This window comes from Arthrobacter sp. Br18 (genome assembly GCF_000520555.1).
Classification (GTDB): domain Bacteria; phylum Actinomycetota; class Actinomycetes; order Actinomycetales; family Micrococcaceae; genus Arthrobacter_D.
In genome coordinates, this window is record NZ_KI914850.1 from 48,375 (window position 1) to 58,795 (window position 10,421).

Genomic DNA, 10,421 nt, shown 5'->3' on the forward strand with positions numbered 1-10,421 from the left:
GCAGCCGGCGCAGCTGCAGGGCGCGGGTCATGCCGTACCAAAGGTCACCCGACAGCGGGCCGCCGAACTTCGCGGTGAGCTTCGACTTGAGCTTGCGCCGCAGGAGGAAACAATCGAGGATCACGGCCATGATCAGCACCCAGAAAGCGAACAGGACGGCGCTCTGCACCGTGAGGGACTGGAAGAAGCTGAGAACGACGAAGACCAGTGCGGCGATCATCAGGAACTCGCCGATGTTCCACCGTGCGTCCACGAACTGGCGGATGTAGCGCCGGTGAGGGCCCTTGTCCCGGAGGGGGAGGTAACGCTCGTCGTCGGTGTCCAGCGCCTGGCGCATGCGCGCGCGGTCATCGCGGGCCGCCGATTTGCCCTGTTCACGCGCGGCCTTGCGGTCGGGCAGGCGCAGCCGGCGCAGCTGCAGGGCGCGGGTCATGCCGTACCAAAGGTCACCCGACAGCGGGCCGCCGAACTTCGCGGTGAGCTTCGACTTGAGCTTGCGCCGCAGGAGGAAACAATCGAGGATCACGGCCATGATCAGCACCCAGAAAGCGAACAGGACGGCGCTCTGCACCGTGAGGGACTGGAAGAAGCTGAGAACGACGAAGACCAGTGCGGCGATCATCAGGAACTCGCCGATGTTCCACCGTGCGTCCACGAACTGGCGGATGTAGCGCCGGTGAGGGCCCTTGTCCCGGAGGGGGAGGTAACGCTCGTCGTCGGTGTCCAGCGCCTGGCGCATGCGCGCGCGGTCATCGCGGGCCGCCGATTTGCCCTGTTCACGCGCGGCCTTGCGGTCATTGGGCACCAGGGGGCGCTTCCGCGCGGCCTGCTGCACGCTCCTCTTGGGGGTGGGTGCCCCCTTGCCGGAAACGCGGGTGCTGCCGCCCGCCGCCGGACGCGTACTGTCAAGAGTTACCTGGGCCGCTGGGGCGTCTTTCTTTCGTCCAAACACCTTCTCAGGATACCCGCCACCCCAGGCCGATCCGCACCGGTGCTGCCGGTCCCGGGCTGCGTCGGCCTGCCTGTGTAGGGTCGAAGCCATGGAATCCTTTGAACAGGCCGCTCCGGCGTCCCACCGTCCCCACCCGAGCGCCGAGGCGCTGCGCCGCAGCGTCGACGCCCACTTCCCCCGGGTCATCGAGCAGCTCGCCGCCCTGGTGAACATCCGGGGCATCGCCTGGGAGGCCTTCGACCCGAACGAGCTCGACCGCAGTGCCGAAGCCGTCGCCCAGCTCATCCGCGACGGCGGCATCGAGGACGTCCGCATCCTGCGCGTCGACAACGACGGCGTACCCGGCGGCCCAGCCGTCGTCGCCCGCCGTCCTGCGGCGGAAGGTCGGCCGACCGTGCTCCTCTACGCCCACCACGACGTGCAGCCGCCGGGGGACCCCGACCTGTGGGAAAGCGATCCCTTCACCGCCGTGGAGCGCAACGGCCGCCTGTACGGGAGGGGTGCGGCCGACGACAAGGCCGGGATCATGGCCCATGTGGGCGCCCTGCGATCGCTGACAGAGGTCCTCGGGAGTGATTTCGGCGTGGGCGTCACCCTCTTCATCGAGGGCGAGGAGGAAGCTGGCTCACCGACCTTCCGGACGTTCCTCGAGACCCACCGTGATCTCCTGACCGCCGACGTCATCGTGGTGGCCGATTCGAGCAACTGGAAGGTGGGTGTCCCGGCCCTGACCACGAGCCTGCGCGGACTGGTGGACGGCACCATCGAGGTGCAGGTGCTCGACCATGCGGTGCACTCAGGGATGTTCGGGGGTCCGGTCCTGGACGCCCCGACGCTGCTGGCCCGCCTGATCGCCACCTTCCACGACGACGCCGGTGATGTCTGCATTCCCGGCCTCCTGGGCGCGGACGCCGCATCGGTCGACTACGACGAGCCGGATTACCGTGCCGATGCCTCGGTGCTCGACGGCGTCCGCCTCGCGGGCACGGGGTCGATCGCCTCCAGGCTCTGGCACAAGCCGGCCCTGTCCATCATCGGCATGGATATTCCCAGCGTCGCTCTGTCCTCCAACACCCTCCTGCCGCGGGCGACGGCGAAGTTCAGCCTCCGTCTCGCCCCTGGCCAGGATCCGGAGGAGGCCATGCGCGCTGTGCGGAAACATGTGGAGGCCGACCCGCCCTTCGGTGCCCGCGTCGTGTTCACCGAGGGGGAGACAGGCAGCCCGTTCTCGACCGACACGTCCGAGCCGGCGTCGCAGCTTGCCCTTGCCTCACTGGAGGAGGCCTGGGGCGTACCCGCCGTCGAAGCAGGCATGGGAGGGTCCATCCCGTTCATCGCCGACCTGACGGAGCTGTTCCCGGCCGCCCAGATCCTGATCACGGGCGTGGAGGACCCCGACTCGCGGGCGCACAGCGCCAACGAGTCACTGCACCTGGACGAGTTCCGGAAGGCAGTCCTCGCGGAGGCGCTCCTGCTGGCCCGCATCAACGACGGCGGTCTGGACGGGCCGGACATCAGCCGCAGGGAATGAAACGGGTCCGCCGGGCGCTGTAACGATTGCAGTGGCGCTCCCCGGCACCGGCGTACCATTGGACCAACCCGCGCACTTCGACACCGTGGACGGAACCGGAAGCGGACGTTTCAGCAACGGATTCGAGCTAGGAGAAATACGATGAGCACTTCCATTACCGAAACCGGCACCGAGCAGGCAGAGGCAGAGCTTCCCGAGCACGAGGTCAAGCTCTCCGACATCGCCGCAGGAAAGGTCCGCAGCCTCCTCGAGCAGGAAGGGCGCACGGACCTGCGGCTCCGGGTCGCCGTCCAGCCCGGCGGTTGCTCCGGTCTGATCTACCAGCTGTATTTCGACGAGCGTGTGCTCGACGGGGACGCCGTCAAAAATTTCGACGGCGTGGAGGTCATTGTCGACAAGATGAGCGTTCCCTATCTGTCGGGGGCCTCGATCGACTTCGAGGACACCATTTCCAAGCAGGGATTCACCATCGACAACCCCAACGCCGGCGGATCCTGCGCCTGCGGAGATTCCTTCCACTAGGTTTTTCCTCCAGCACGTCCCGAGGGCCGTCCCATAGCACCGCTTCCGGTGCGGGACGGCCCTCCTGCTTGTCCCGGAATGGCAGCGACTGCGGGTAAGCTCTACAGTGAGTAGTAAAACTGGATGTGCACCCCGGACTGCAGCAGCCTGCGGGTGGCGACACGCGTAGAAAAGGAAGGTCCGTCTGTGAGTTCGCAGGACCGAACCGGCAGCAGGAAAGCCAGGATCGCGAAGATCTCCAGCATCTCGCTGGTCGGCGCACTGCTATTGTCCGGATGCTCAGTTGAAGCCCAGAAGGGTTGGTTGCCCGCCGAGCGCGACAACACCAACCACACGGGGATAATCATCGACCTCTGGGTCAATTCGTGGATCGCGGCCATGGTGGTCGGCATCATCACCTGGGGCCTGATCATCTGGTGCATGGTGGCCTACCGCCGGCGCCGCAACGACACCGGTTTCCCACGGCAGATGAGCTACAACCTGCCGCTGGAGATTTTCTACGTCGTCATACCGCTGTTCATGGTCCTTGTCTTTTTCTACTTCACCGAGCGCGAACAGAGCGCCATCGATGCGAGGGTGGAGGAGCCCGACGTCATCGTCGACGTGCGCGGCAAGCAGTGGTCTTGGGACTTCAACTATGTGAATGAGGACAAGTACTCCACAGGAGTGCAGGCCAACCTCACCGGCGAGCCGGGCGTCCCGGAAACCCTTCCAACGCTCTACCTGCCGGTCAACCGGTCGGTGGAACTCCAGTTGAATGCTCGCGATGTGCAGCACTCGTTCTGGGTTCCAGCATTCCTCCAGAAGCGCGACCTGTACCCGGGCCGCACCAACTACATCAACATCACTCCCACCAGGGAGGGGACGTTCGATGGCAAGTGTGCCGAGCTCTGCGGCCAGTACCACTCCGAGATGCTGTTCAATGTCGCGGTTGTCTCCCAGGAGGAGTTCGACAACCAGATGGCACAACTGGAAGACGGTCAACTCGGCGACGAGTACGACCGCGACTCCTACCCGGATGAAGACCCTGATTTTGACCCCGCCAGGAGCAGCTGATGTCAACCTTCGAATACACCCTTGAGGAAGCCGGCACCATAGCCGCTCCCCGCGTCGTCCCGCGGTCAAAAGGCCGGATCGTGGTCAGCTGGCTCACTTCCACCGACCACAAGACGATCGGGTACATGTACCTGATCTCCTCGTTCGTCTTCTTCTGCTTCGCAGGGGTCATGGCGCTGATCATCCGTGCCGAGCTCTTCGAGCCCGGCATGCAGATCCTCCAGACGAAGGAACAGTACAACCAGCTGTTCACGATGCACGGCACCATCATGCTCCTGATGTTCGCGACGCCGCTGTTCGCTGGGTTCGTGAACGTGATCATGCCCCTGCAGATCGGGGCCCCCGACGTGGCGTTCCCCCGGCTGAACGCGCTGGCCTTCTGGTTCTTCCTCTTCGGCAGCACCATCGCCGTGTCCGGGTTCATCACCCCGCAGGGAGCAGCATCGTTCGGCTGGTTCGCTTACGCCCCGCTGTCGAGCACCACCTTCTCACCGGGCATCGGCGGGGACCTGTGGGTCTTCGGCCTGGCACTGTCCGGTTTCGGCACGATCCTCGGATCCGTCAACTTCATCACCACGATCATCTGCATGCGGGCCCCGGGAATGACGATGTGGCGCATGCCCATCTTCACCTGGAACGCCCTCGTCACGGCGATCCTCGTCCTGATGGCGTTCCCACCGTTGGCAGCGGCGCTCTTCGCCCTGGGTGCGGACCGCCGTTTCGGCGCCCACATCTTCGATCCGGAAAACGGCGGAGCAATCCTCTGGCAGCACCTGTTCTGGTTCTTCGGCCACCCCGAGGTGTACATCATCGCGCTGCCGTTCTTCGGCATCGTGTCCGAGATCTTCCCGGTCTTCAGCAGGAAGCCGATCTTCGGGTACAAGGGCATCGTCTATGCGACCATCGCGATCGCCGCCCTGTCGGTCACCGTCTGGGCGCACCACATGTATGTCACCGGAGCGGTGCTCCTGCCGTTCTTCGCTTTCATGACCATGCTGATCGCGGTACCCACCGGGGTGAAGTTCTTCAACTGGATCGGGACCATGTGGCGGGGGTCGCTGACCTTCGAGACCCCGATGCTGTGGAGCCTAGGCTTCCTGGTCACCTTCCTCTTCGGCGGACTGACCGGCATCATCCTGGCGTCACCGCCGCTGGACTTCCACGTCTCGGACACCTACTTCGTGGTGGCTCACTTCCATTACGTGGTGTTCGGTACCGTGGTCTTCGCGATGTTCGCGGGGTTCTACTTCTGGTGGCCGAAGTTCACGGGCAAGATGCTGAACGAGCGCCTGGGCAAGATCCACTTCTGGCTCCTGTTCCTCGGCTTCCACGGGACCTTCCTCATCCAGCACTGGCTGGGCGTCATCGGGATGCCGCGCCGTTACGCCGATTACCTGCCGGAAGACGGGTTCACCGCCATGAACCAGTTCTCCACCATTGCCTCCTTCGTCCTCGGTGCATCGCTCATCCCGTTCTTCTGGAACGTGTACATCACGTGGCGGAGCGGCAAGAAGGTCGAGGTGGACGACCCCTGGGGCTTCGGGGCGTCACTCGAATGGGCTACTTCCTGCCCGCCGCCGCGGCACAACTTCACCTCGCTGCCCCGCATCCGCTCGGAGCGGCCGGCCCTCGACCTCCATCACCCGGAACTGCAGCAGACCCATACCCCTGATGGGGCGGCGGGACAAGTTCTTGGATCTGCCGACCGAATGGATGCATAAGAATGCGCATTGAAACCAAGCTGTTCTCCTTCATGGTGCCGTTCTTCGCCCTGGTGGCGACCGTCTACGGCTTCCTCGTCGAATGGCAGGAGCCGGTCGGCTTCCTGGGTCTGTACCTCACCGCCGGTCTCGCCGGCATGATCGGCTTCTACCTCGGGTTCACCGGCAAAAGGGTAGGTCTCCGCCCGGAGGACAGGCTCGACGCCGAGATCCACGAGGGGTCTGGGGAGCAGGGCCACTTCAGTCCTTGGAGCTGGTGGCCGCTCGTGCTGGGCATGGCCGCGGCCACCGGATTCCTCGGCCTGGCCATAGGCTGGTGGATCCTGTACATCGGTGCGGGGCTCGCCGTGGTTGCCCTCGTCGGCTGGGTGTTCGAGTACAGCCGCGGAGCCCACGCCCACTAGCGGCGGAAGCAGGCGACGCGGAACAATTGCAGGCGGCAAGCACGTAGCCCGAACGTAGACACAAAAGGGGTGGCGGCCGTGCCGGGGATCACGCTGATGGATGCCGCGGCACTCGACGGGTCATCGCCCATCGCGAAGCACGTCCAGCTCCGGGAGATCCTGCGCAACTATGTGCGCGACCACGGGGAGCCCGGCGCCGCGATCCCCTCAGAACGGCAGCTCACCGTCCACTTCCACGTGGCCCGGATGACGGTGCGGCACGCCATCGACGCACTGGTCGCCGAGGAGGTCCTCGAGCGCATCGTGGGCCTGGGCACCTTCGTGGCCCACACCAAGCTCGATCTTCAGATGAAGCTGACCTCCTACAGTGAGGAAATGCTGCGCCGGGGCATGGTACCGGACGCCCACGTTCTGAGTTTCGAACAGATCGCCGCCAGTCCGCTGGTAGCACGTGAACTGCGGGTAGAGCTCGGCCTGCCGGTCATCCGGTTTCGGCGCCAGCTCCTCGCCGACGGGGAGCCGATGAGTGTGGACGAGAACTTCATCCCCGCCCACCGCGTCCCGGGCATCCTCGACAGTCCTCCTCCGACGTCGCTCTACAACGTTCTCAGCGAGAAGTTCGGTCTCGTCATGGAGTGGGGGGAGGACACCATCGAGGCGACGGCCGCGTCACCATCCATCGCCCGGCTGCTGAACGTGGAGATGGGTGCGCCGCTGCTCAAGATCCAGCGGCACGCCTACGTCTCGCGCACCATGGTCGACTTCTCCGTGTCCTTCTACCGTGCTGACCGCTACAAGCTGTGGGTACCGCTCCAGCGGCCCGGGGTCCGGACGCCGAGGGGATACAGCTCCAAGCGTCTCGGCTGACCGACGTGGCCTGCCCTGCTGATCCGTCCTCGGACCACGAGTTCGGGGCGCGGGTCAGGCGATCAGGGCGGTGTACAGCACCCCGATGCCGCTGCCGACTATCCAGCCCGCAGCCACCTGGGCCGGGGTATGCGCACCGAGGGTGGTCCGGGACCAGCCCACGGCGACCGGGATCGCCAGGACTCCCAGGCCGGGCAGGCCGGTGAGGGACAGGACGATGACCGCGAAGTAGACCGCCACTGCCGAGTGTGCCGAGAGTTTCCAGTAAAGGTTGACGACCAGGACTGTGACGATCCCCGCAACCGAGCTGAGAACGGCGAGGATGAGGTTCGCCGGTGCGTCGGACAGCTGAAGGATCAATATGCCGAGTGCGATGGAGACGAGGGTTCCTCCCAGAACCGGTGCGCGCTGGCGGCGATCGCTGATGTGGTGGTCGGTGATCCTGCCGGCGCGGACGAGCAGGATCACGGCGCCCAGTGGAACGCCGGTGACGAAGAGCACCGCCAGCAGGCCCGGACCGATTCCCCGGGAGAAGCCGGCGGCATGGACGCTTACCAGGACGAGCAGTATCGAGAGCAGCACCGCGGGGGCGAAGAGCTCGGTGACCGCTTTCGCGGCTACGCGTGCGGCATGCGGGAGCCGAGGTGCAGGGGCACTCATGGGGAGAATCCGAATCCGTCGTTGCCGGGCAAAAAGCGGAGAGGGCCCGGACGTGTCGTCTGTCCGGACCCTCTCCCTGCTCTGCCGGCTAGCGGCTCGCGATCGATTCCCTGTCCTGGGCCTCGGCGATCTCACCGTGGTGGCCGGAGTGGGACGCATTCAGCTCGGACGGCGTCACCGGGGCGACGCGGTCCTCGAAGAAGAAGCGTGACGCCCGACTCCTGAGCTTTTCCGTGGCACTCACCTTGCCGTTCGCACCGGCCTGCGGCAGTGCGGCCTCGGGAGAGTTGAAGCTCACCAGCGTATACCGCTTGTACTGGTCAACCGGTTCGTGCACTTCGATGAACTCACCGTGCGGGAGCCGGACGATGCGGCCGGTTTCCCTGCCGTGCAGGGCGATCTCCCGGTCCTTGCGCTGCAGGGCGAGTGCGATGCGCCGTGCAACCATGAACCCCATGATCGGTCCGAAGATCGCCAGGAAACGCAGCCAGTAGGTCACATCGTTCAGCGACACCAGGAAATGCGTGGCGATGAGGTCCGAGCTCGCTGCGGCCCACAGGATGCAGTAGAACACGATGCCGGCGACGCCGATCCCGGTGCGGGTGGGAGCGTTGCGGGGCCTGTCCAGGAGATGGTGCTCGCGCTTGTCCTTGGTCACCCAGGCTTCGATCCAGGGCCAGGCGAACATCAGCGTGAAGACGATCGCGGCCGGCACCAGCGCCGGGATCAGGACGTTCAGCGACAGGGTGTTCACCCCCCAGGGGAAGGGGATGTTGTACTCGAAGTCCCAGTTGCCGATCGTTCCCGGCATCAGCCTCAGCGCGCCGTCGACCCATCCGATGTACCAGTCGGGTTGCGTTCCCGCGGACACCGGGGAGGGATCGTACGGTCCGTAGTTCCAGATCGGGTTGATGGTGAATGCGGCCGAGATGGCGGCGACGATACCGAACACGATGAAGAAGAATCCGCCGGCCTTCGCGGCATAGACAGGACCGACGGGGTAACCGACCACATTGGTGTTCGTGCGGCCCGGGCCGGGGAACTGGGTGTGCTTGTGCAGGACCACCATGAACAGGTGGATGCCGATCAGCAGCAGGATCAGGGCCGGGATGAGCAGAATGTGCAGCACATAGAGCCTGCCGATGACTGCGGTTCCGGGGAACTCCCCTCCGAAGAGGAAGAAGCTGAGGTACGTTCCCACCACGGGGATGGCCTTCATGACGCCGTCGATAATGCGCAGGCCGTTGCCGGACAGCAGATCATCGGGGAGGGAATACCCGGTGAATCCGGCAGCGAGGCTCATGATGAGGAGAACCGAGCCGACGACCCAGTTGAACTCCCGGGGCTTGCGGAACGCGCCGGTGAAGAAAACGCGCAGCATGTGTACGGCGACAGCGGCCACGAAGAGCAGCGCCGACCAGTGGTGTACCTGCCGCATGAACAGGCCCCCGCGGATATCGAAGGAGATATCGAGGGATGACGCGTAGGCGACGGACATCTCCACGCCGCGAAGCGGGAGATAGCTTCCCTCGTAGTGCGTCTCCGCCATCGACGGATCATAGAAGAAGGTCAGGAATGTTCCTGAGATCAGCAGGATGACGAAGGTGTAGAGCGCTACTTCGCCGAACATGAAGGTCCAGTGGTCCGGGAAGATCTTCCGCCCGAACTCCTTGACGATGCCGGACCCACCTACGCGGGAGTCGACATAGTTGGTGACTTTACCGACGCGCGTCTTCGGCTCATACGCCGGTGTCGCAGTTGAGCTGCTCATGGTCAGCCTCGCTCCCAGAAACTAGGTCCTACGGGTTCTTGAAAATCGCTCGTCGCCACGAGGTAACCCTCGTCGTCGACATCGATCGGAAGCTGCGGAAGCGGTCGGGCAGCAGGGCCGAAGATGACCTTCGCCTCCTGGGTCACGTCGAAAGTCGACTGGTGACACGGGCACAACAGATGGTGGGTCTGCTGTTCGTACAGCGCTACCGGGCAGCCGACATGCGTACAGATCTTCGAGTACGCGACAATTCCCTCGTAGGCCCAATCCTCACGGCCAGGGGAAGGGTTGAGTTCCTCGGGATCCAGACGCATCAGCAGGACAACAGCCTTCGCCTTCTCCTCGAGCTTGTGTTCCGCTTCGTTCAGTCCCTCGGGAATGACATGGAATGCCGAACCCACGGTGACGTCGGCGGCCCGGATGGGGGTTCCGCTCGGGTCGCGTGTCAGACGGGTACCGGTGTCCCACATCGTCTCCCGGAGGACGTTTCCCGGGAGCGGACCGAGATCGCGGAAAATGGCGATGGCGGGGAGGGGAGCGAGCACCATGGCGCCCAGCAGGGTGTTGCGGATGAGCGGACGGCGCTTGATCCCGGTTTCCGTCAGGATGTCGCTGACAATCTTCTCGGCGTCGGCACGGTCCTTCTCGGACCGGATCGCGTGGCGGTTCTCCGTGACCTCGTGATCGGGCATGAGCGTCCTTGCCCAGTGCACGATTCCCACTCCGATTCCCAGCATGGCGAAGGCCGTTCCCAGGCCGAGCATCAGGTTCTGCAGCCGGAGGCGGGCGAAGGTGTCATTCAGCGGGACGAAGAAGTAGCCGACGAAGAACAGGAGGGTGCCGATGATCGAAATCACGAAGAGGAGCGCGACCTGGCGTTCGGCCCTTTTCTCCGCACGCCGGTCCCTGTCCGCGAGCCGTGGGCGGTGCGGCGGGG

10 protein-coding genes are annotated in these 10,421 nt (G+C 64.8%); 6 read left to right on the top strand and 4 right to left on the bottom strand.

The annotated features are described in order from the left end of the window. The coding region (locus tag Y704_RS25635; RefSeq protein ID WP_081747413.1) for a DUF3043 domain-containing protein at window positions 1–952 on the bottom strand (952 nt) is incomplete at its 3' end. 88 nt (window positions 953–1,040) lie between these two features. Between Y704_RS25635 and Y704_RS0105020 the strand changes: the two genes are divergently transcribed. From Y704_RS0105020 to Y704_RS0105045, 6 genes are all read left to right on the top strand, one after another. Next, window positions 1,041–2,483, top strand: coding sequence for a dipeptidase (locus Y704_RS0105020; RefSeq protein WP_026549300.1), 1,443 nt, complete (start codon window positions 1,041–1,043; stop codon window positions 2,481–2,483). 141 nt (window positions 2,484–2,624) lie between these two features. Beyond that, a complete protein-coding gene (locus Y704_RS0105025; protein WP_026549301.1) occupies window positions 2,625–3,005 on the top strand; it encodes a HesB/IscA family protein in 381 nt (126 codons plus the stop codon). Between the two features lie 186 nt (window positions 3,006–3,191). Beyond that, window positions 3,192–4,061, top strand: a complete 870-nt coding sequence (gene coxB, locus Y704_RS0105030) for an aa3-type cytochrome oxidase subunit II (protein WP_026549302.1) — start codon at window positions 3,192–3,194, stop codon at window positions 4,059–4,061. After that, complete coding sequence (ctaD, locus tag Y704_RS0105035) at window positions 4,061–5,782, top strand: aa3-type cytochrome oxidase subunit I (RefSeq protein ID WP_026549303.1); 1,722 nt, start codon at window positions 4,061–4,063, stop codon at window positions 5,780–5,782. Before coxB ends, ctaD begins: the two co-directional genes overlap by 1 nt. 2 nt (window positions 5,783–5,784) lie before the next feature. Beyond that, window positions 5,785–6,186 (top strand): cytochrome c oxidase subunit 4, encoded by a 402-nt coding sequence (locus Y704_RS0105040; RefSeq protein WP_026549304.1) that lies wholly within the window; start codon window positions 5,785–5,787, stop codon window positions 6,184–6,186. A 96-nt stretch (window positions 6,187–6,282) separates the two neighbouring features. Beyond that, window positions 6,283–7,053, top strand: a complete 771-nt coding sequence (locus Y704_RS0105045; RefSeq protein ID WP_081747417.1) for a GntR family transcriptional regulator — start codon at window positions 6,283–6,285, stop codon at window positions 7,051–7,053. A gap of 54 nt (window positions 7,054–7,107) precedes the next feature. Here Y704_RS0105045 and Y704_RS19110 read toward each other — a convergent pair whose 3' ends face one another. The 3 genes from Y704_RS19110 to Y704_RS19115 all read right to left on the bottom strand — a co-directional run. Then, window positions 7,108–7,713, bottom strand: a complete 606-nt coding sequence (locus Y704_RS19110) for a phosphatase PAP2 family protein (protein WP_035771662.1) — start codon at window positions 7,711–7,713, stop codon at window positions 7,108–7,110. Window positions 7,714–7,801: 88 nt separating this feature from the next. Continuing rightward, a complete protein-coding gene (locus Y704_RS0105055) occupies window positions 7,802–9,484 on the bottom strand; it encodes a cytochrome bc1 complex cytochrome b subunit (RefSeq protein ID WP_035771663.1) in 1,683 nt (560 codons plus the stop codon). Window positions 9,485–9,486: 2 nt separating this feature from the next. Then, on the bottom strand, window positions 9,487–10,421 hold a 935-nt coding region (locus Y704_RS19115), incomplete at its 5' end, for a cytochrome bc1 complex Rieske iron-sulfur subunit (RefSeq protein ID WP_035771665.1).

Excerpts from the sequence above, each read along its gene's own strand:
- Y704_RS19110 (WP_035771662.1), bottom strand. The coding sequence starts at position 7,713 with ATGAGTGCCCCTGCACCTCGGCTCCCGCATGCCGCACGCGTAGCCGCG.
- ctaD (WP_026549303.1), top strand. The coding sequence starts at position 4,061 with ATGTCAACCTTCGAATACACCCTTGAGGAAGCCGGCACCATAGCCGCT.
- Y704_RS0105045 (WP_081747417.1), top strand. The coding sequence starts at position 6,283 with ATGGATGCCGCGGCACTCGACGGGTCATCGCCCATCGCGAAGCACGTC.
- Y704_RS0105025 (WP_026549301.1), top strand. The coding sequence starts at position 2,625 with ATGAGCACTTCCATTACCGAAACCGGCACCGAGCAGGCAGAGGCAGAG.
- Y704_RS0105040 (WP_026549304.1), top strand. The coding sequence starts at position 5,785 with ATGCGCATTGAAACCAAGCTGTTCTCCTTCATGGTGCCGTTCTTCGCC.
- Y704_RS0105055 (WP_035771663.1), bottom strand. The coding sequence starts at position 9,484 with ATGAGCAGCTCAACTGCGACACCGGCGTATGAGCCGAAGACGCGCGTC.
- Y704_RS0105020 (WP_026549300.1), top strand. The coding sequence starts at position 1,041 with ATGGAATCCTTTGAACAGGCCGCTCCGGCGTCCCACCGTCCCCACCCG.